The 21,112-nt window shown below is 59.9% G+C and carries 21 protein-coding genes; 10 read left to right on the forward strand and 11 right to left on the reverse strand.

Features of this window, described 5'->3' with window-relative positions:
• Nucleotides 1-14 precede the first annotated feature (14 nt).
• Nucleotides 15-839: a VOC family protein gene (locus EDF70_RS15340; RefSeq protein WP_132275035.1), complete on the forward strand. Its 825-nt coding sequence runs from the start codon at nt 15-17 to the stop codon at nt 837-839.
• A gap of 174 nt (nt 840-1,013) precedes the next feature.
• On the opposite strand, the gene EDF70_RS15345 is transcribed toward EDF70_RS15340, so the two are convergent.
• From EDF70_RS15345 to EDF70_RS15355, 3 genes are all read right to left on the reverse strand, one after another.
• Entirely contained in the window at nt 1,014-1,397 is a 384-nt protein-coding gene (locus tag EDF70_RS15345; protein ID WP_132275037.1) for a DUF779 domain-containing protein, read from the reverse strand.
• Between the two features lie 323 nt (nt 1,398-1,720).
• On the reverse strand, nt 1,721-3,229 hold the full coding sequence (adh, locus tag EDF70_RS15350) for an aldehyde dehydrogenase (RefSeq protein WP_132275038.1): 1,509 nt from the start codon (nt 3,227-3,229) through the stop codon (nt 1,721-1,723).
• A gap of 189 nt (nt 3,230-3,418) precedes the next feature.
• Nucleotides 3,419-4,381, reverse strand: a complete 963-nt coding sequence (locus EDF70_RS15355; protein ID WP_245519180.1) for a helix-turn-helix domain-containing protein — start codon at nt 4,379-4,381, stop codon at nt 3,419-3,421.
• A gap of 167 nt (nt 4,382-4,548) precedes the next feature.
• Between EDF70_RS15355 and EDF70_RS15360 the strand changes: the two genes are divergently transcribed.
• The 3 genes from EDF70_RS15360 to EDF70_RS15370 all read left to right on the forward strand — a co-directional run bounded on the left by EDF70_RS15360 (nt 4,549) and on the right by EDF70_RS15370 (nt 5,848).
• Nucleotides 4,549-4,830 (forward strand): hypothetical protein, encoded by a 282-nt coding sequence (locus EDF70_RS15360; RefSeq protein ID WP_132275040.1) that lies wholly within the window; start codon nt 4,549-4,551, stop codon nt 4,828-4,830.
• A 161-nt stretch (nt 4,831-4,991) separates the two neighbouring features.
• Nucleotides 4,992-5,306, forward strand: a complete 315-nt coding sequence (locus EDF70_RS15365) for a hypothetical protein (RefSeq protein ID WP_132275043.1) — start codon at nt 4,992-4,994, stop codon at nt 5,304-5,306.
• Between the two features lie 95 nt (nt 5,307-5,401).
• Nucleotides 5,402-5,848, forward strand: a complete 447-nt coding sequence (locus EDF70_RS15370) for a DoxX family protein (RefSeq protein WP_132275046.1) — start codon at nt 5,402-5,404, stop codon at nt 5,846-5,848.
• Between the two features lie 499 nt (nt 5,849-6,347).
• On the opposite strand, the gene EDF70_RS15375 is transcribed toward EDF70_RS15370, so the two are convergent.
• Together EDF70_RS15375 and EDF70_RS15380 are read right to left on the reverse strand one after the other, a co-directional pair.
• Complete coding sequence (locus EDF70_RS15375) at nt 6,348-6,557, reverse strand: hypothetical protein (protein ID WP_132275048.1); 210 nt, start codon at nt 6,555-6,557, stop codon at nt 6,348-6,350.
• A 288-nt stretch (nt 6,558-6,845) separates the two neighbouring features.
• Complete coding sequence (locus EDF70_RS15380) at nt 6,846-7,778, reverse strand: VOC family protein (protein WP_132275051.1); 933 nt, start codon at nt 7,776-7,778, stop codon at nt 6,846-6,848.
• Between the two features lie 120 nt (nt 7,779-7,898).
• Here EDF70_RS15380 and EDF70_RS15385 point away from each other — a divergent pair, with 120 nt between their 5' ends.
• On the forward strand, nt 7,899-8,798 hold the full coding sequence (locus tag EDF70_RS15385; protein WP_132275055.1) for a LysR family transcriptional regulator: 900 nt from the start codon (nt 7,899-7,901) through the stop codon (nt 8,796-8,798).
• A 67-nt stretch (nt 8,799-8,865) separates the two neighbouring features.
• Here EDF70_RS15385 and EDF70_RS15390 read toward each other — a convergent pair whose 3' ends face one another.
• The 3 genes from EDF70_RS15390 to EDF70_RS15400 form a co-directional block, all read right to left on the reverse strand.
• Nucleotides 8,866-9,567 carry a gamma-glutamylcyclotransferase gene (locus EDF70_RS15390; RefSeq protein ID WP_132275881.1) on the reverse strand — a complete coding sequence of 234 codons (702 nt, stop codon included), beginning with the start codon at nt 9,565-9,567 and terminating at the stop codon, nt 8,866-8,868.
• Between the two features lie 229 nt (nt 9,568-9,796).
• Complete coding sequence (locus EDF70_RS15395; RefSeq protein WP_132275059.1) at nt 9,797-11,422, reverse strand: EAL domain-containing protein; 1,626 nt, start codon at nt 11,420-11,422, stop codon at nt 9,797-9,799.
• A 239-nt stretch (nt 11,423-11,661) separates the two neighbouring features.
• A complete protein-coding gene (locus tag EDF70_RS15400; protein WP_132275061.1) occupies nt 11,662-13,239 on the reverse strand; it encodes a helicase HerA-like C-terminal domain-containing protein in 1,578 nt (525 codons plus the stop codon).
• Nucleotides 13,240-13,354: 115 nt separating this feature from the next.
• Between EDF70_RS15400 and EDF70_RS15405 the strand changes: the two genes are divergently transcribed.
• The 3 genes from EDF70_RS15405 (at nt 13,355) to EDF70_RS15415 (ending at nt 15,530) form a co-directional block, all read left to right on the forward strand.
• Nucleotides 13,355-14,371: a YihY/virulence factor BrkB family protein gene (locus tag EDF70_RS15405; RefSeq protein ID WP_245519181.1), complete on the forward strand. Its 1,017-nt coding sequence runs from the start codon at nt 13,355-13,357 to the stop codon at nt 14,369-14,371.
• 96 nt (nt 14,372-14,467) lie between these two features.
• Nucleotides 14,468-14,806, forward strand: a complete 339-nt coding sequence (locus EDF70_RS15410; protein ID WP_207908261.1) for a hypothetical protein — start codon at nt 14,468-14,470, stop codon at nt 14,804-14,806.
• Nucleotides 14,807-15,140: 334 nt separating this feature from the next.
• Nucleotides 15,141-15,530 (forward strand): hypothetical protein, encoded by a 390-nt coding sequence (locus EDF70_RS15415; protein WP_132275064.1) that lies wholly within the window; start codon nt 15,141-15,143, stop codon nt 15,528-15,530.
• 58 nt (nt 15,531-15,588) lie between these two features.
• Here EDF70_RS15415 and EDF70_RS15420 read toward each other — a convergent pair whose 3' ends face one another.
• Complete coding sequence (locus tag EDF70_RS15420; protein ID WP_132275067.1) at nt 15,589-17,019, reverse strand: PLP-dependent aminotransferase family protein; 1,431 nt, start codon at nt 17,017-17,019, stop codon at nt 15,589-15,591.
• A gap of 160 nt (nt 17,020-17,179) precedes the next feature.
• On the opposite strand from EDF70_RS15420, the gene EDF70_RS15425 reads away from it, so the two are divergent.
• Entirely contained in the window at nt 17,180-18,079 is a 900-nt protein-coding gene (locus EDF70_RS15425) for a DMT family transporter (protein ID WP_132275069.1), read from the forward strand.
• 18 nt (nt 18,080-18,097) lie between these two features.
• On the opposite strand, the gene EDF70_RS15430 is transcribed toward EDF70_RS15425, so the two are convergent.
• Nucleotides 18,098-19,201, reverse strand: coding sequence for an aldo/keto reductase (locus EDF70_RS15430; RefSeq protein WP_132275072.1), 1,104 nt, complete (start codon nt 19,199-19,201; stop codon nt 18,098-18,100).
• A gap of 98 nt (nt 19,202-19,299) precedes the next feature.
• On the opposite strand from EDF70_RS15430, the gene EDF70_RS15435 reads away from it, so the two are divergent.
• Nucleotides 19,300-20,187: a LysR family transcriptional regulator gene (locus EDF70_RS15435; protein WP_132275075.1), complete on the forward strand. Its 888-nt coding sequence runs from the start codon at nt 19,300-19,302 to the stop codon at nt 20,185-20,187.
• A gap of 37 nt (nt 20,188-20,224) precedes the next feature.
• Here EDF70_RS15435 and EDF70_RS15440 read toward each other — a convergent pair whose 3' ends face one another.
• Entirely contained in the window at nt 20,225-20,944 is a 720-nt protein-coding gene (locus EDF70_RS15440; protein WP_165932040.1) for a L,D-transpeptidase, read from the reverse strand.
• Nucleotides 20,945-21,112 lie beyond the last annotated feature (168 nt).

Raw genomic sequence — 21,112 nt, forward strand, 5'->3', positions numbered from 1 at the left:
GTGAGGAGACGACAATGCTTCAGACCGCCTCGAACACACGATCCGAAACGCACGGCAAATTCATCTGGTGCGAGTTGATCACGTCGGACACCAAGGCCGCCGGCGATTTCTATTCGACCGTCATCGGCTGGAAGGTCAACGAAATGTCGATGCCGGGGGAAACGGGCTCCATGCCTGCCTATTTCCTGTTCGAGATGGGCGAAGGCGACAATTGCCCCGGCATCGGCGGCATGATGGATTTTCCGCCGGAACTGGAGGGCAAGCTGCCGCCGAACTGGACCGGTTATGTCGCCGTCGACGATGTCGACCAGACCTGCCGTGACTATGTGGCGCATGGTGGCCACGTGCAGCGCGAGCCGGACGACATTCCGGGCGTTGGCCGCTTTGCCGTGGTGGCCGATCCGCATGGCGCGGTGCTGTGTATCATGACGCCGATCCCACCGGAAAATCCGCCGCGTGAACTGGCTGCGACCGATCCCGGCAATGTCGGCTGGCGCGAGCTTTATGCCGGCGATGGTGATGAGGCATTTCAATTCTACGCAAAAATCTTCGGCTGGACGAAAAGCCATGACGTCGACATGGGGCCGATGGGCGCCTATCGCATCTTTGCCCATGGAGGCGAGATCACCGGCGGCATGATGACCCGGCCGGAAGGCGTGCCGGTGCCCTGCTGGTGTTATTACTTCAATGTCGAAGCCATCGATGCGGCGATCGAACGCGTGACGGCCGGCGGCGGCGAGATCGTCAACGGTCCCGTGGAAGTGCCGGGTGGCAACTGGATCGTGCAGGCGCTGGACCCGCAGGGCGCGTTTTTCAGCCTGACGGCAGCCAAGCGGTAAACCACGCAAATTTCATCACGACAGAAAATGCGGGGACGGCCGGCAGCAATCACAGCGGGACCATGCAGACGGTCCCGCTGAGGCCGCATGCCGATCAACCGAACCCTGTTTCACTGCGGCCGTCCCGCGCCGGGGCTGGGAGGCACCCCGGATTTTCCCCTCAAAGCCTACGGATCATGCCCGGGCGGCCGGCACCGCGCAGGCCTCTCCGCCGCCGAACATGCGAGAGCGGGTGAGGAACCGTTTTTCCCGACCGTTATCGAGCGAGAACATGCCGCCGCGGCCCGCAACCACATCGATGATCAGTTGCGTGTGTTTCCAGGCTTCGAACTGGCTGGCGCTGATGAACACCGGCACGCCGCCGATTTCGCCCAGTTTCACGTCGTGATCACCGACGATGAAATCGTCTGTCGGATAACACATCGGCGACGAGCCATCGCAACAGCCGCCGGACTGGTGAAACAGGATATGCGGATGATCCGCCTGGATTTCGGTGATCAGGGCAAGCGCCGCATCGGTGGCGGTAACGCGGGGTTCGCCGTTGATGGTGGTTTCCATGAAAATCCTTTCTGGAGGATGGGGCGACGACGGCCCCTCATCCGGCTCGCTTACGCTCCGCCACCTTCTCCCCGTTTTGACGGGGAGAAGGAAAATTGGTCAGCGCCTTGCCCCAAACGATCGGAGCAAACAGCCTGCGGGTAATCTCATTCTGTGCGGAGAGATGGGGATATCGCTGACGTAGACGATCGAGCCCGGAATTGGTCCTGCCGTGGCGAAAATGGTGGCTTCGAGAACCGGAGCGCAGTGGACTTAATGTCCATGAGCACCGGAAGCGGAGAAGACGCCATTTGCAGCCGGGCAGGGCCAATTCAGGCCGATCGTCAGAAGAAGCCGAGCTTCTTGGGGCTGTAGCTCACCAGCATGTTCTTGGTCTGCTGGTAGTGATCGAGCATCATCTTGTGGGTTTCGCGACCGATGCCGGACTGCTTGTAGCCACCAAATGCCGCGTGCGCCGGATAGGCGTGGTAGCAATTGGTCCACACGCGCCCCGCCTGGATCTCGCGACCGAACCGATAGGCGCGGTTGCCATCGCGGGTCCACACACCGGCACCGAGGCCGTAAAGCGTGTCATTGGCGATTTCGAGGGCTTCCGCATCGGTCTTGAAGGTGGCGACAGACACGACAGGCCCAAAGATTTCCTCCTGAAAGACGCGCATCTTGTTGTGGCCGGCAAACACGGTCGGCTTGATGTAATAGCCATTGGCCAGTTCGCCGCCGAGATCGTTGCGTGTGCCGCCGGTCAGAACTTCGGCGCCTTCCTGTTTGCCGATGTCGAGATAGGCGAGGATCTTTTCCATCTGCTCGTTGGAGGCCTGCGCGCCGATCATCGTGGCGGCATCGAGCGGATTGCCCTGCACGATCGCTTCCACACGCTTCACTGCCCGCTCCATGAAGCGGTCATAAATGCTCTCATGTACCAGCGCACGGCTGGGGCATGTGCAGACTTCGCCCTGGTTGAGCGCGAACATCGCAAACCCTTCCAGCGCCTTATCGAAGAAATCATCATCTTCGTTGGCGACGTCGGCAAAGAAGATGTTGGGCGACTTGCCGCCCAGTTCCAGCGTCACCGGAATGAGGTTCTGGCTGGCATATTGCATGATCAGCCGGCCTGTCGTCGTTTCGCCGGTAAAGGCGATCTTGGCAATGCGCGGGCTGGACGCCAGCGGCTTGCCGGCTTCGAGGCCAAAACCGTTGACGATATTGAGGACACCCGGCGGTAGAAGATCACCGATGATTTCAGCCCAGACCAGCAGCGAGGCGGGTGTCTGTTCGGCCGGCTTGATGACGACGCAATTGCCGGCGGCAAGCGCCGGCGCCAGCTTCCATGCCGCCATCAGGATCGGAAAGTTCCACGGAATGATCTGGCCGACGACACCGAGCGGCTCATGAAAATGATAGGCAACGGTATCGTTGTCGATCTCGCCGATCGAGCCTTCCTGTGCGCGAATGCAGGAGGCGAAATACCGGAAATGGTCGATCGCGAGCGGAATGTCGGCCGCCATGGTTTCGCGGATCGGCTTGCCATTGTCCCAGGTTTCCGCCTGGGCCAGCACTTCCAGCTTGTCCTCCATCCGCTGGGCGATCTTCATCAGGATGTTGGAGCGTTCGGCCGGCGCCGTGCGGCCCCATTTGTCCTTGGCGGCATGGGCAGCGTCCAGCGCGGCGTTGATGTCCTTTTCATCGGAGCGCGGAATTTCGCACAGCTTGCCGCCGGTGACCGGCGTGATGTTGTCGAAATATTTGCCGCCGATCGGCTCTCTCCACTCGCCACCGATATAGTTGCCGTATTTCAGCTTGAACGGCGATTCGACGATTTTCTGATGCAGCATGGAATTATCCTCCCTGATATCCAGCTTCATGATCGCGACCGGTCGGTTAAGACCGCGCTTGAGAGGAAATCTGCGTTTTGTCAGGACGGACGGAAAGCCGGCCATGACGATATGGCGGCGCACACTGTCGCAAGCCTGCGACAGTTGCCGGGCACAAACCATGCCGCGATGCGGCAATACCGGGTCAGATCAATGCAGGCCGAACCGCTTCATCTTGCGGTGAAGGGTGGCGCGGCTCATGCCGAGCGTGATCGCCGCCTGCGAGACATTGCCGTTGGCGCGCGACAATGCACGCGTCAAAGCGGCACGTTCGGCCTCGACGAGATCGCGGGCTGCATCGCAGGAGACTTCATCGAGCGCGTCTGCCGCCGGAATGCCGGCTGCAATCCTGACATCGTCGAGCTTCAGGGCAAGCCGTGCAGCACGCGTGGCGCCGATCACCATGTCGTTGCGATCGACGGCAATCAGGGCAGCGGCACTATGGGCCGCCTGTGGGACCATCAGGAAACGCGCACCGGGAAAAGCCGAACGGAAAAGGTTCAGCTCGATACGCAAAGCGGCGTCGCGCACCGTTTGCGAAATGATAGACAACACGGTTTCGTTGACATCTTCCCGGCAGGTGGAAATGTCGAGCGCCGCCGCCAGCTCACCACGATGATCGCGGATCGGTGCCGTGGTGCAGGACAGCCGGATATTGGACGAGAAGAAATGCTGATCACGAAAAATCGAAACGGCGCGTTCGTCGGCCAGGGCAGTGCCGATGCCGTTGGTGCCGATGCTGGCTTCGGTCCACACCGATGACGTCCAAAGACCGAGATCGTGAAACGCCTTGTCGTCGCCGGCAGCGCCACGACGCTCCAGCGCTACACCGTTTTTGTCGGTGAGGAGAAGGCAGCAGCCCGACCGACCGACGGTGGAAAACAGCCGGTCCAGCTCGTCGCTCGCCTCGGCAATCAATCGCTCCGAGGCCTGTCGCGCCTGCAGGAACTGTGCCTCGGTCAACCGGTTCGGCCTGCGGTTATCCTCCGGCGCCAGATGGTGCATGACCATGCAACGCCGCCAGGAAGCGACCACGGGGGAACTTGCCGCAGCGGCATTGCCGGCGGCACTCGAATAGACATGATCGGCATGCGCCATCGGCGGTAGCGTCATAGGCACACCTTGCCCTGCCTGCGAGAAACGTGCATCGGGTCCTCCTCCACGAGACACGAGGGTATTTTCCGTAAATTAGCAATTGATGCGATCGTCATCAAGGGGCGGAGCCATCACGCTGTGGACGACGAACTGTCCAAAAGGAAAAGCCCCCAAACGTTCCCGTCGTGGAAGCCTTTCTCAATATGTCGCAAACCGTCGGCATCCAGAAGGCAAGAGAAACTCCCGACCTCGCCTGGGATCTCATCGACATGGCGCTACAGCCGGGGCCACAAAGCTGCTGGGGATCGGATCTCCAGAACGCTATGGCGAATGTGAACGTCAAGTACCGCGACGGCGTCGAAAAAAGGATCACGCCGCTCAGCGAAGCCCTTGTGCCGCCCTACGCACAAATCAGCGAATTGAGCGACAAGCGGACAGACCAGTGGAACCGGATCGTCGGGCAATAAGGCGCTTTTTCGAAAACGCGACGGCCATGATGGTCGTCGCGCTTAACAGAACAAGGCCAACCAACTGAGAGATGCGTTTCCCATCGACCGGAACTGCCTGTGACGCGATTGTGTAGACCTCCAAATTGACAATCGCCACCGGCGATTTTACGGAGAGGTGGATGATTATCGGTCGGCTTTGCATTGCCTTTATCTTGTTCATCGGCATGGCACTTTCCACAAGTGCGCAGATGCCGAGCGATTTTGCCTGCCCGTCCAAAACCTATCTCCAGTCATGCCCGGTCGATGCTGGGTCGGCAACAGAACCTTCGTCCTCTTCGGAGCGCCCGTGCCCAGCGAAGGCGATACTTGCCAAAGCCATGCCTGAACGCGCCGAGAACGTCACTGTCATGAGCTATCATCATGAACCCGCAACCGATCTCATGGGTGCGGTGTCAGGCGGCATCGAGCGCCCTCCCAAATCCTCTCAAAGCTGACACCCTCTGGGTTATTCATCCTGAAAATCAGCAGAACCGCGATCGCGATGGTTTGGAACCGTCGTGAAGATCGACGGTGATATGAGAGATTGACAATGTCTATTACGAATTCACGCGTTCCCGAGCGTATTCCCTTCCTGCGCCCGGTCTACCTCGCCCTGCACAACCATGCCGAAACCCTCATGCGGGTTCTGTGCGGCGTGATCTTTTCCGTTCACGGTTTTCCGAAGATAATGGATCCCTACAAGGCCGTGGGCCTGGTCGAAGGACTTGGCTTCTATCCGGGCGCCTTTTGGTCGCCGCTCCTTTCCTTCACGGAATTCTTCGCCGGGATTCTTATCGCCGTTGGCTTTCTGACCAGACCTGCCGCTGTCGCGGCGACTGTCATCCTGCTCGTCACGGTTTATGCCCACTGGGTCCATATGGGTCAGGGTTATAGCGGCGCGGAGAAATCGATTCTCTGGGTTGCAATGACGATCTTTTTTGCTGTTCGAGGTGCCAACAGCCAGTCGATCGACGCGAAGCTTGGTCGTCAATTCTAAAAGACTTGGGAGCCGGCGCCTAACCGCGCTGGCTCCCGGCCGGCTCTCCGAAACAGAGAGCTATGAGAACGGATTTTTTCGAGTGATGGCCTGATCGGCACGGGGTTGCGCACGCCGATGGCAATTAGAACGCCCGCGGAGATCAGCACGGCTCTGCCGTAGATATAGACACCGCCTCGTTGTCGCATGCGATTTCACCACGCGCACCTCGAGTATCCGTTTTAATCAAAAGGAATTTGAGCGAGAGGCCGCCCGGCCTGCGGAAACGGGTGGGCGCACGCGACGCGAGATCGTGGATGATCTGGGGATCGCGCTGTCGACATTGACACGATGACTGAACCGCCACCATTGCCCGATACATCGATGGTTTTTGCAATGCCATACAGCGGCATTCGACGTTCGATTATTTAAGCCTCGCACAGTTCGCGAAACTGGCCGCATGAACTGAAAATGCCTTTCCACATTTCCGAATAAAGCCCAAGAATTGTTACCGCCGCCGTTACAGGCCCATCGCCTGCGGCTGCGAGATCGCCGCGCCGTGATGGGCATCCGTCAGATGTGTGAGATCGGACGCCAGCTCCGCTTCGGTTGGGTCACCCATCTGCCACATCCGCACCAGTTCCTGCGCAGCCGCAATCGCCAAAGGATCATCCAGCGATACCTTGTTCTTTTCACAAAACTGATCGAGCACTCGACGTAATACGAGCATTTGCCTCTCCTGGAGCGCGACAACTTTCACTGCGCCACATTTGAGAGACGAAACGGACGAGAATAAGGTTTCAGCCCGCACGGCACATCAACATCGGATCACATTAAAGCTAGCAGTACGTCGCACCCATTCCGCCTCACATCCTGCCGCTTTGGCCAAATTCTGACATTCCCCAACTGAGAAGAGGCTTATGATATCGCCAAGAGCCTGGGTTACGGTGTCTCGCACACCAAGCATTGACAGCGCCGCAAGGAATCTGCGGCGCTGCGGATCGATTTCATCCTCAAATCAGGCGGCGATCGGCTCCAGATTTGCCTCGATTTCCTCGCGGAAATTCTCATAGCGGCTCGGCAGCTTGAGTGCTTCTCCGAGATGTGCCGTGTCCTCGTCGCGATCGAAGCCCGGTTCGTTGGTTGCGATTTCGAACAAAATACCGCCCGGCGTGCGGAAATAGATCGCCCAGAAATAGTCTCGGTCGATGACCGGCGTGACCTGATATCCGGTATCCATCAGCGCCTTGCGCACTTCGAGCTGCTTCTCGCGATTGTCGACAGCAAAGGCGATATGGTGGACGGAACCAGCACCTTGGCGGGCAAACGGCGTCTTCGGCAGGGCGGCGAGATCGATCGTATCGGCGCCATTGCCGCCAGGAATGATAAATCGCGTCACATCGCCCTCCGCCTCACTGCGCTCATACCCCATGAAACGCAGAAGCTCTTCGGTTGCCGCCGTGTCATGGAGATTAAAACGCGCGCCTGCAAATCCGCGGATTGCGACATCGTCGGCGACGCCCTCGCTGACCCAGGCAGCGCGCTTGTCATCAGCCGTTTCGACCAGCGCAAAACCATCGCCATCGGGGCCGATAAAGCGCAGCCGGTCTACGCCGAACGCCGTGTCCGTCTCTACGCCGGCCACACCCTGGGCTGCAAAGCGCTCCTTCCAGAAGGCCAGAGCTCCCTTGGGAATTGCGAACTGCGTTTCGCCAACCTCACCGACGCCGGGGCGGCCGAGCATCATGTTGGGGAACGGAAAATAGGTCATGACGGTGCCCGGCGTGCCGTTCTCGTCACCATAATAGAGATGGTAGACACTCGGGTCGTCGAAGTTGACGGTCTTTTTCACGCGGCGAAGGCCGAGCGTGTCGGTAAAGAACCGGTTGTTCTGGCGAGCATCGGATGCCATCGACGTAATGTGATGCAGTCCCTTGATATCCTTGATCATGGCCGTTGCCTTTCTGCGTTGGCGGTGTCCGTGTTGTTGGAATGAGATTTAGACCCATTGCCCGCCGCGCTGAATTGCAATATTTCTCTCGAATGAATTGCACTTTTTGAAACAATAGCGATGAACGACTATAAAGCTCTCAAAACCTTCCTGCTTGCCGCCGAAAAACGCAACTTTGCCCAGGTTGCCCGCGAACTCGACATGACGCCGGCCGCAGTGACGCGAGCGATCGCGGCGCTCGAGGATGATCTTGGCGTGCAGCTGTTCGTCCGGACGACCCGTCAGGTGTCGCTGACAACGGATGGGGCGGTGTTTGCCGCGCAGGTTCAAGGCGCAATCGAGGCGTTGGAAAAAGCGCGCAAGGACGTGCGAAACGCAAACAAGGCCGACCAGGGGCGGCTCAGGATCAGCGCGCCGACCTGGTTCGGTAAGGCGGTTCTGCCTCCTATCCTCTCCGGCTTTCGCCAGCTCTATCCGAAGATGAGCTTCGAAATATCGCTATCGGATGGATTGGTGGACATCGTTGACGACGACTATGATCTGGCGATCCGCATTTCGTCTCAGCCATCGGACAAATTCACGATCTGGCGCAAGATCCGCGTCGTGCCACGCATTCTGGTTGCAGCTCCGGGGAGCCGCTACGTCGACATGCAGCACCCGAACGAGCTGACGCCCGACGATTGCCTTGCCTATAGCGGCGAGAGCCGACGTGAGAACTGGGTTCTGTCGGATGGCGGGTCCAGCATGACGATCTCAGCGGGTCGCGCGTTCAGCGCCAATAGCGGGGAGGTTCTTGCCGACATGGCCGCGGACGGTGCCGGCGTCGCCATGCTGCCTGGGTTCCACATATCGGAACATTTGCGGACCGGCCGCCTGGTTCATGTCCTTCAGGGCTGGGCACCGCCAGAGTTATGGCTCACACTATACTACCCGCCGTATCAGGCTCTGCCTCCGCGCATCGCGTCCTTCTCCAAGTTCTTCGAGGAACAGGTGGCCTCGCACATGACGATGCTGGATTGAACGATGAGGCGTGACCAAACTCGAACACGATGTTCTGACCTGCCAAGAACGCTGGCGGCCACGTCGATTATGCTACAGGCGCGGCATTGAACGAGGCCGTTTCGAAGTCAAGGATCTCCTGTGCGACAAGGGCCTGAAGACGCCAGAGATTGCGATCGTGAATGCCTTCTGCACGAAGATCGGTGATCGTGTTCAGGAGATATTCCGCGCAGGATCCACCCTCGCCACAAGCACGCGCGAGAAGGTATGCCGCCTCCTGCAATGGCAGTGTCTTGGTCAGTCCTTCCCGCTTTGTACTTGCCCAGAATATTAGCGCTTTGCGCTCGCCTTGCGCTGTCCTGACAGAAACCCACCGCATCATGCCGGTGACCTCCCGATAACGGATCTCGCGTGCGATCAGTGCACGAAGATCACGGTTCCCCTCCTCGCGAGACAGTCCGAAGAGGACACCATCGCATTGGCCGCCGCGTTCAAGCGCCATCATCAGACCGGGCTGATCGCTGGTTGCCCGCCACCGCTCGATCCGCAGCGAGAACGATCGGTGCCAGCCGAACGCGGTGGCGCGTTCGCGGCTGACTGGCTGAAACTCCGGGTTCCAGATCAGCGAACCATAGGCGAATACGGCAATCGGCTGATCGCCCGCCTCGCGTTCGATGCGCGCAACCAGATCATCGAGCTCCCCATCTGACAGTGGCGTCCAACCGGGTTCAGGGCCGTCATCACGAACGGTTCGGATGGTCTGGGCAACAAGTTCGTGGGTCAAAAGCATGATGGTCTCGTTTTCAATTGCGGCATTCAACCAGTGGATAATGCTCCTGACGAAAGGAGCCTCCCGGTAAGTCCGCAATATCGCCGCCAAGCTTCATCGGCACAATTGCGCCAAATATTTCGATATTATTGCGATTTTCGCAACTATCTTCATCCGATTAGCCTGACAAGCTTTCGAGGCAGCTTTCTTGTATGTCGGCTTGCTTGGCGCAGAGCTGGAGCTGCGGCCTTTATGGTCGTGATGACAGGCTGGCTTCGCTGGAATTCGTGCTTTTGGTGCGGCTCAGCATGACGACACCGCTATCCTGGCGCTTCAGGCTGGTTTCGACATAGTCGATGAATTCCGCCGCTGGCAGGGCCTTGGCGTAGAACCAGCCCTGACAAAACTCGACACCGTGATCGAGCAGATACTCCGCCTGCTCCCGTGTCTCCACACCTTCGGCGATGATCGACAGCTTGAGCGACTTGGCCATTTCGATGATGTGGGCAATAACCGCGCTGGTGGCGGTCTGGCGGTTGATCGCATCGACAAACGATTTGTCGATCTTCAGCGCGTCGAGCGGCAGGCTCTGCAGATATTGCAGGCTGGAATAACCCGTACCGAAATCGTCGATGGCGACGGCATAGCCACGCATCCGCGCTTCGGCGATCGTCTTGCGCGCCTCGTCGATATCCATCAGGCCGCGTTCTGTCGCCTCCAGCCAGATCTGATCGTTGGCGATACCGCTATTGCCAAGACGCTGGCCGACGGTTTCCAGCACACGCCCCGTCTTGAAATCATCCGCACAGAAATTGATGGCCACATGCAGGGAACGATGCTGCTTGAGCAGCGGGCCGATATCGCGGCCAATGGCCTCGATGACCTGATCGGTGATCGGCCGGATAAGGCCGCTCTGTTCTGCCAGAGGGATGAACAGATCGGGCCTGACAAGACTGCCATCCGGCCTCTGCCACCGCACCAGCGCTTCGGCGCCGATACACACGCCCGATGAAAGCGCGATGATTGGCTGGTAATGCACGACGAACTCGCGCTTGCGAACCGCAATCGACAGCTCACCCAATGGCGACAGGCGTTTGCGCGACATGCGAATGACAAGGCCGATAATGACGATGGTCGCGAATGTGCCGAATGCGACGAAGAACCAGTGTTCGTTGCTGAACAGTCCGAAAAGGCCGTTGGTGGAGCTGATGGCGATGGCTGTCCAACCGCCCTTGCTGTTCACGGCATATATATTGCCGTCGACCGTGCCCTTGGTGGTTTCACGGCCAAGCTTGTCGGTAAAATCCGTATCGGGCGTGTTCAGCGTCGCACTGATCACGCCGTTCGGAGCGGTGACGACAACAGAAGCATCCTGATCGGCCAACCCTTCGACAAGGCGAGCCGGATCGACCAAAGCGTTGTAAGGTCCAACCTGCACCACGCTCATCGGATTAGCACCGGTGACCATTGGAATGACGTCAACCCAGGCCTTGATATCCTTGCCGACGACGAAATCGGGTGCCAGTTCCTTGATCAGCCGGTTTTCAGGCCCCCAGGATGTGCATTTGAGCATGCCATCCTCGATATAGCCTATTTCCTCGACCGTGCGGGAATTGACGACCAGACGACGCATTTCACCGATATGGGCGTCCGTGCAGGATATGAAACGGCGCCCGCCAAGCGTTTTCAATGTCGCGGCGGCATCCAGGAAAGACCGTTCTGCCCGTGTCGTGGCTTGAGACGCGATGTCCATCAGCCGGTCCTCTTCCATTCGAAGCGAAAGGGACCATGCGCCATAGATCGTCAGGAACAACGGGAGCAACGCGCCGAGAAAGGCCAGGATGACGGCTTCAAGAATGACGCGCGATCGTTTCAAGGCCGCTTCGCTCCCCTGCGGTTGAGACACAATCGCTAGAGGCAAGATGTTAAAACAACGTCTCCAGAAAAGGAAAAATCGACGTTTTGAAACGTTATCAGATGTTTATGACAGTATAAGACAAATTCATCAATCACCGGACGCAGCAGCGCATCGGAAGCGCAATCGAAAGATGCGGCTGATAGGAAATGGATGCGGCCGGTGCAGGATCGTCACGCCGGCCGCAATTTGACATTACGCTATCGCTTGAGGCTACCCAGGATACCGCGCACCAATGCCCGGCCGATCTGGTTGGCGACGCTCGAGGCGACCGAGCGTGCCGCACTTTTCATGGCGGCCTCGATTACCGTTTCGCGCTGATAACCGGAACGGCCCTTTGCGGCCGGCTTCGCGGCCGGTTCGTCATCCTGCGCATCGCCAAAACCCGGCAGGCTCCATCGGCCGGCAGCACTGTTATTGTCCTCAGCCGGTGGCGCTTCCGCCTCGCGTTTGGCGGCCTCGGCATCCGCAGATTTTTTGGCGCGGGCAGCAAGGATTTCGAAGGCGGACTCGCGGTCGAGATCGCGATCATAGACGCCTGCAACAGGGCTCATGTTCATGATCTGGCTGCGTTCCGGCTCGCTGATCGGCCCGATGCGCGCAGACGGCGGACGGATGAGCGTGCGCTCGACCATCGACGGTGCGCCCTTGCCCTCCAGCGTCGAGACAAGCGCTTCGCCGGTGCCGAGCTGGGTGATCGCCTCTTCGGTCTTGAACTCGGGATTGGCGCGGAACGTATCGGCCGCGGTTCTGACCGCCTTCTGTTCGCGCGGCGTATAGGCGCGCAATGCGTGCTGCACGCGGTTGCCGAGCTGGGCGAGCACCGTTTCCGGCACGTCGAGCGGGTTCTGGGTGACGAAATAGATGCCGACACCCTTGGAACGGATCAGGCGCACCACCTGCTCCACGCGCTCCAGCAACACCTTTGGCGCTTCGGAGAATAGCAGATGCGCTTCATCGAAGAAGAACACCAGTTTCGGCTTTTCCGGATCGCCGACTTCCGGCAGTTCTTCAAAAAGTTCCGAAAGCATCCAGAGCAGAAAAGTGGCGTAAAGACGGGGGTTCATCATCAGCTTGTCGGCAGCCAGAACCGAGATCATGCCGCGGCCATCGGGGGCGACGCGCATGATATCGCTGATCTGCAGCGCCGGTTCGCCGAAGAAATGGATGGCGCCCTGCTGTTCCAGCGTCAGCAGGCCGCGCTGCAGCGAACCAACCGAGGCTTTCGAGACGAAACCGAACTGCGAGGAAATCTCGCCGGCATGTTCGCCCATATAGTTCAAAAGCGCCTGCAGGTCCTTCAGGTCGAGCAGCGGCAGGCCGCCCTGGTCGGCGATCTTGAAGGCGATGTTGAGAACGCCTTCCTGCGCGTCCGACGCATCCATAAGCCGGGCCAGCAGCAGCGGGCCCATCTCGGCGATGGTGGCGCGCACGCGGTGGCCCTTTTCACCATAAAGATCCCAGAACATCACCGGGAACTTGGTAAAATCATAATCCGCATACTGGATCTGCTCGGCACGCTTGAGCAGAAAATCTTTCGGCTCGCCCATGGAGGCGATACCGGAAAGGTCGCCCTTGATATCGGAGCAGAACACGGGAACGCCGGCTGCGGAAAACTCTTCCGCCAGCACCTGCAGCGTCACCGTCTTGCCGGTGCCGGTGGCGCCGGTGATCAGACCATGGCGATTACCGAACTTCAGTTCGAGATATTCGGCTTCCTTGAAACTATCGTCCGGCTTTCGGCTTCCGCCGATCAAGAGCTTTCCCGCGTCAACCATGCAACCGCTTCTCGTTTTCTGCGTTGTCGATGAAATACTTGTATAGGACGAGACCGCTCTTTCGGCAACGAGAAGCCGCTCGCCGGAAACATCAGCCTGGCGGGAGACTGAAAAGATGACGGCAGACACTTTTGGGCAGATCAGCACACCGCCCGCAGACGCCATGCCGCTCAACACATCTCCGATAGACAAGGACCGCGGCCGCGAAGCCGAAACGCCGGCAGACATCCCCGCCCGCGGACTGAAGGATGTGTTCTGGCGCGTCTTCCATTCAATCGAAAGCGACCGCGTGCTGCTGGTTGCCGCCGGCGTGACCTATTACCTGCTGCTCGCACTTTTCCCGGCCATGACGGCGATGGTGTCGCTCTACGGTTTTGTCGCCGACCCCACAAAACTTGCCGACCGCATCACCTTTCTCAGCATGATCCTGCCGCCCAATGCGCTCGACCTGTTTCTCGACCAGTTGCGCAGCCTTACGCAACAGGGCCGCACGACGCTGAATATCGGCCTGTTCGGCGGTCTGGCACTGGCATTGTGGAGTGCGAACGCCGGCATGAAGGCGATGTTCGAAGCGATGAACGTTGCTTACGGAGAAAACGAGAAGCGCAATATCCTCAAACTCAACCTGATTTCTCTTCTGTTCACGCTCGGTGCCATTCTGGTCGCCATCGTCGTGCTGACGGGATTGGGCCTTGTGCCGGCACTTCTGTCCTTCCTGTGGCTGGACCAATGGGCAGAAATGATCATCCGCTTTTCGCGCTGGCCGATCATGATGCTGTTCGTGGCAACCGGCATCGCGGTTCTCTACCGTTACGGCCCGAGCCGCGAGCCGGCACGCATCCAGTGGCTGACATGGGGAGCGGTGTTTTCCAGCCTCGCCTGGCTGGCGGCATCGATCGGCGTATCCTTCTATCTCTCCCATATCGCCAACTACAACGCCACCTATGGCGCGCTCGGCGCACTGATCGGCTTCATGGTGTGGACGTGGATCTCGACGATCATCATCGTCATCGGCGCCGAGATCAATGCCGAACTGGAGCACCAGACGGCACGGGATTCGACCACCGGGCCGGAGCAGCCGCTGGGCGAGCGTGGCGCCTATATGGCTGATACGATTGGCGAGGCTTCGTGAGAGAGCAGATGACGACGGCCAGGTTTGGACAAAATATCGTTTGCGTACCATGATCGTTGAAAGCAGATCCTTCAAAACTTCCGCAGGAGCTTACACATGGCACCGATTGTTATTCTGCGAAAATGGACGGCCCGTATCAGAACCGCCGATGAAGCGGATTACGTCCGCTATGTCGCCGATACCGGCGGAGATGATTTTCACAAGACCCAAGGCAATCTTGGCCACCAGATTATCGTTCGCGAGCTGGGCGACGGCGTAAGCGAGGTTTCCGCCCTGAGTTGGTGGAGCAGCATGGACGCCATTCGGGCATTTGCCGGCGACAATCCCGAACTCGCCCGCTATTACCCGGAGGATGACCGCTACCTGCTCGATAGGCCGGAATTCGTTGAGCACTATCGGGTCATGTCGTACAGCGCATTGCTGGACAATCACTGACGAGATTTCCGCTCGATCACACGATTGGCGCAACAGCAGGCGGGATGGATGCTGCACTCACCACAGGATGCGACAATTCATCCGTTCACGAAACGGTTGATACGCAAAGCTGTCGCTGTCTTTGCCAAATCGACATGCTAATCGTCCACGGGAGAGGCGCGATATTGATCATTGTCAGCGTCTGCCTTTGGCGCAGATGGCGGGCCTCGTTTTTCCGAGGTACATCACGCGTCGAGGGATCAAAAAATCTTTCCACATTCCCGTCCCCACCCCGTTGCCCGTCGACGCGAATGACTTTAACGTAAACGTCAATTTTCAGCCTGTGGAGGTGTTTATGAACGAACTCGTATCCCGCATCGCCGACAATGTCGGTCTTGCCCCTGATGTCGCCGAAAAGGCGATCGGCATGATGCTTGGTTTTTTGCAGCGCGAGGCCGATGATGGCGCCGTGGCGACGATGATCGAATCCATTCCCGGCGCGACGGATCTGGTTGCCAGGTTCAACGGCGAGGGCGCCGGTGGCGGCGGGCTGCTGGGTGGCCTGATGGCGAGTTTCGGCGGTGGCGTGATGGCGCTCGGCCAGCAGCTGATGTCACAGGGCCTCGGCATGGGCGAGATCACCGCGCTTGCACGCGAAACCATGGCGGTTGCCCGCGAACATGCCGGCGACGAAGTGGTCGACAAGGTCATCGCATCGGTGCCGGGCCTCAGCCAGTTCGTCTGATCGCATAGCCGGTTGATGCAAATTTCGAAGGCGTGGCATGTCCACGCCTTTTTGCGTTTCAGGTTTTCAGAGCGGCGATCAACACGTCGAAAACCCGCGGATCGCTCATCTGCGAAACATTGAAGCGCATGTTGTTTTTCGCAGATTGCGACAGGCTGAACACATTGCCGGGCGCCAGCACCACGCCTTTTTCAAGTGCGAACCGGGCGATGTCGGCGGCATCGACATCACCGGGCAGCCGACACCACAAAAACATGCCGGCCTGCGGCTGCAGCAGCGGCTCGATACCGATCGCCTTCAGACGGGCGGTCACATCCACCATCGCCCGCGCCAGACGGCTGCGCAGCGTTTCGAGATGTTTGCGATAACTGCCATCGCTCAGCACTGCGCGCACCAGCTCGGCATTGAGCGCCGCGCCTGCAAAACTGGTGGCGATCTTCAGGTCGGTCAGCCCTTCCAGCCATTCCCGCCGTGTGGCGATGAAACCGCAGCGCATCGAGGCCGACAGCGCCTTGGAAAAACTGCCGATCTGGATGACGCGGTCCAGTCCATCAAAGGCGGCCAGCCGCGGCGCCGGCACATGCTCGAAATCGGCAAAGATATCATCCTCGACGATGGTGAGATCGAACTGTTCGGCAAGTTTCAGCACGCGGTGCGCGACAACCGGCGAGAGGATGGCACCGATCGGATTGTGGATGCCGGAATTGGTGATGTAGAGTTTTGGCCGGTGCTCCGCCAGCACTGCGGCAAAGGCTTCGACATCCGGCCCATTGGCACCATAAGGCACACCGACGATTTTCACCCGATGCGCGCGCAAAAGCGCGTGGAAATTGAAATAACACGGATCATCGACCAGAACCGTATCGCCCGGTTCCAGCAGCAGGCGGCAGATCAGGTCGATAGCCTGCGTGCCGGAATCCGTCAGTATGATCTGATCCGGCGCCACATCCACCGCATGGTCCGCCAGCCGCCTTGCAATCAGCTGCCGCAGGCCGGGCAGCCCGAGCGGCGAACCATAGTCCGTCAGCAGCGAACCGTTCGAACGCGACAGGCCGCGCAGCGCCTTGCGAATAGCCTCCTCCGGCAGCCATGACGGCGGCAGCCAGCCGCAACCGGGTTTCAGCGCCTCTTCCGCCGCCTCCAGCGATTGCCGCGACACCCAGAAGGGATCAACCACACGATCGAGCTTTGGCCCGACATCGGCCGGCGAAAACGGCGCCGCCTGGCTCGCGACATAAAAGCCGGAACCGGGGCGCGACAAGATCGCGCCTTCCGCCACCAGCCGCTCATATGCATCGACAACCGTCGATGTGGAGACTTTCAGACTGGCGGAAAGGCCGCGCACCGATGGCAGTTTTGCACCCGGAGTGAGCGCGCGGGCGGCAATACGCTGCCGGATCGTGGCCATCACCATGCCGACGCGGGTCGTGCCCTCGCCGGAAGGATCAGAGCCTGCAGCCTGCCTTGAAATCCTGCCGATTTCATTCATCCGTATTGCCCGATACACCATAACAGTTTGATCGAACTGTATCAGACTGTCGATGGCAACGCCAAGCGATTTGGCCGATAGATCAGACCGCAGGATCGCCGTTCCCCGCATCGGGGAGACGCGCGCTTCGGCACACAGAGCGACACAGCAGGACAATATCATGACCCAGCCGGTAAACACCGCCCTCGACCGCCCGCTCGATAATCGCGTCGCCGGACTTGTGAACGGCATGATCGGGGTGATCATTTTCAGCGGCTCGCTGCCGGCGACACGGTTGGCAGTGACCGGTTTCGATCCGTTTTTCCTGACGTTTGCACGCGGCACCATTGCCGGTGTGCTCAGCCTTGCCCTGCTGCTCGCCTTCAAGGAGAAGCGGCCTTCGGTGGCGGATCTCATTTCGCTGGCCGTGATCGCGCTCGGCGTCGTGCTCGGTTTTCCGCTGCTGACAGCGATTGCGCTGCAGCACGTTACCTCGGCACATTCGATCGTCTTCATCGGCCTTTTGCCGCTTGCAACCGCCATCTTTGGCGTGATGCGCGGCGGCGAGCGGCCAAAACCGGTCTTCTGGGTGTTTTCGGCTTTGGGCAGCCTGCTGGTGGCGGGATTTGCCGTGGCTCAAGGCCTGACGGCCTCGCCGCTGGGGGACAGCCTGATGCTGGCGGCCGTGATCGTCTGTGGCTTGGGTTATGCCGAAGGTGCGCGGCTCTCGAAACGGCTGGGCGGTTGGCAGGTAATCTGCTGGGCACTCACCCTGTCGCTGCCGGTCATGGCTGTCGGCCTGATGGTCACATGGCCGCAAACCCTCACAAACATTCCCGCCCCGGCATGGGCAGGCCTCGTTTATGTGTCGCTGTTCAGCATGCTGATCGGCTTCATCTTCTGGTATCGCGGGCTGGCACAGGGCGGCACCGCCTCGGTTGGCCAGTTGCAGCTGCTACAGCCATTTTTCGGCCTGGCGCTTGCCGCCACGCTGCTTGGCGAAACCGTCACGCCGCTGATGCTGGTCGCCACGATCGGCGTGATCGGCTGTGTTGCCGCCGCCCGCCGGTTTGCACGGTAGGCGACGGCGCATTCAGGCTCAGCGGTGCGGCCACGCCTCCACCGTCTGGCCGCCAAAAAGGCGATCGGTCGGCATCTGAAAAATGAAATAGGGATTGAGCAGCGGCAAAGCCGTTGCCTGTTCCAGCCGTGCCGATTGCTCATCGCTCAGCCGCACATCCAGCGAGGCGATGTTCTGCGACAACTGTTCCGCCCGGCTGGCGCCGATCAGCACAGATGACACGCCGGGGCGATTGGCCACCCAGTTCAGCGCCACCTCTGCCGGCGAACGGCCGATCTCGGACGCCACCGATTTCAACACATCGACCACATCGAAATTGCGTTCCGTAAAGAGCATGCCGCCGAACGGGTTGTCGCCGTTCAACCGGCCATCGCTGCCGTTTTCGCTGACTTCCGAACCACTATTGGGCAGCGCACCGGCACCCGACGCATCGGCGATCTTGTCGCGACCATATTTGCCGGTCAAAAGGCCGGCGGCAAGCGGGCTCCACGGCACAAGGCCGAGACCGAATTCGTGACCTGCCGGCAGAAGATCCAGTTCCACACCACGATCGATCAGCGAATAGGCATATTGCAGGCCGATCGGCTTTGGCAGGCCATGTGCCTCGGCCAGCGTCGCCACCTTGGCTACATACCAGGCGGGCGTATTGGAAAAGCCGTAATGCAGGATCTTGCCGGCGCGCACGGCATCGCCAAGCGTCTGCAACACCTCTTCGGCCGGCGTCGTACGGTCCCAGACATGCACCCAATACATGTCGATATAATCCGTCTGCAGCCGCTTCAGAGAGCCTTCGATGCCGAGCCGGATGTTCTTGGCGCCATTGCCGCCCCAGAGCGGCGTGCCCTGCCCGCGCGGAAAACCGGATTTCGTGGCAATGACCAAACGATCCCGCAGGCCGCTGTCGGAGAGAAAACGCCCCAGCATGGCTTCGCTTTCACCACCGGAATAGATATCGGCCGTATCGAGAAAATTGCCGCCGGCATCGACATAGGCGTCGAACAGCGCCCGCGCCGTCTGCTCGCCGGCGCCCCAGCGGCCGGCCCCGAATGTCATGGTGCCGAGCGCCAGCGGGCTGACGATCAGGCCGGATTTTCCAAGTGTGCGGTAGCTGGTGAGGTCCATCTGCAATCTCCTTCGTGGTGATGGAGATGCATGTAGCGCCCGGCCCGCAGCGGGATTAGCCATTGCCCGCCGCATGCACTTGTGAGCAGAATGCATGAATGGAACGCAGTCAGCTCAATGATCTAATGGCATTCGCGATGGTGGCGCGCGAACGCAGTTTTACCCGCGCCGCTGCCATTCTCGGCATGTCGCCTTCGGCGCTCAGCCACGCCATGCGCGGGCTGGAGGAGCGGCTGGGCGTGCGGCTTCTGGCCCGCACGACGCGCAGCGTGGCACCGACAGAGGCGGGTGAGCGGCTGCTGCAATCGCTCACTCCGGCACTGACGGAAATCGACAACGGGTTGGAGGCGCTGGCGGAATGGCGCGACAACCCCTCCGGCACGGTGCGTATCACCACTTTCGCCTATGCTGCGCGCATGGTGCTTTTGCCGAAACTGCCGGCCATTCTGCTGGCGCATCCGGATGTGCGCGTCGAGGTCGACATCAACGACGGGCTGACCGATATCGTGGCATCCGGTTTCGATGCCGGCATTCGGCTGGGAGAATCCGTCGACAAGGACATGATCGCTATCAAGCTCGGGCCGGATCTGCGCACGGTGGTGGTTGGCACGCCCTCCTATTTCGAACGTTTTCCGCCGCCGTTGACGCCATACGATCTGGAGCGTCACGCCTGTATCGGCTACCGGCTGACGACATCAGGCGGGCTTCTGCCATGGGAATTCGAAAAGGACGGCAAGGAGATCAGGATCCGCACCAGCGGACCATTGGTGGCCAATGACGGCGACCTGCCGGCGGCAGCCGTTCGCGCCGGTGCCGGATTGGGCTATATCATGGAGCACGATGTCGCCGACGAAATTGCGTCAGGCGCACTGGTGCAGGTTCTGGCCGACTGGTGCCCGACATTTCCGGGTTTCCACCTCTATCATCCCAGCCGGCGACAATCGCCACCGGCGCTGAGGGCGCTGATTGCCGCTCTGAAGATGTGAGGGACCGGGCGAGATTTTTCCCGCCCGACCGAAAATTTTACTGCCAGACCACCACGCGCGCCTTTTCCGGCACGCGGTCGAAGAGGTCGATAATGTCCTGGTTCATCAGGCGTACGCAGCCGGACGATACCGCCTTGCCGATCGAATTCCATTCCGGCGAGCCGTGCAGGCGATAAAGCGTGTCCTGGCCATTCTGGAAGATATAGAGCGCACGGGCGCCGAGCGGGTTCTTGAGGCCCGGCGACATGCCGCCATTCTTGGCGGAATAAGAGACGAGTTCCGGCTGGCGGGCGATCATTTCGTCCGGCGGCGTCCATTTCGGCCAGCGCTGACGCCACTGGATGACGCCCTCGCCCTGCCAGGCAAATCCCTGCCGGCCGATGCCGACGCCGTAACGCATGGCAGTGCCGCCCGGTTCGGTGAGGTAAAGGAAGCGCGACTGCGTATCGACGACAACTGTGCCGGCCGGTTGGCCGGTCGTATTCGACACGCGCTGGCGATAAAAGCGCGGCGGAATTTTCTGATAAGGCACGGCAGGGATGACGAACCCGCCATCGGCGATCTGGCCGTACATGACGTCGAGTTCGCTATTGCCAACGCCAAGCGACGGATCGACCACCTGCGTGGCATTGTCGCGATAGGTGATGGTGTAACCACGGGTGACCGGGCCGGAGGAGGCGCAGCTGGCCAGAGTTGAAGCCGTACCGACAGCCATCAGGCTGAGCAGGTTGCGGCGGGAGAGCATCGTGTCTGTCATGGGGGCCGTTTCGACTTCGTTACAGGACATCAGGCCGCGTCGGCGGCTTTCGACGTCAGGCGGGACCGGCTTAAACGAGGATCGTGAAGATTTGTTCCACACGCTCGTTCCGGACGGATCAGGCCGCTTGTCGTCTGTCAGGAACAATAGGCCGGTCGCGGCTGTCCG

This window comes from Neorhizobium sp. JUb45, from assembly GCF_004343585.1.
Taxonomy (GTDB): Bacteria; Pseudomonadota; Alphaproteobacteria; order Rhizobiales; family Rhizobiaceae; genus Neorhizobium.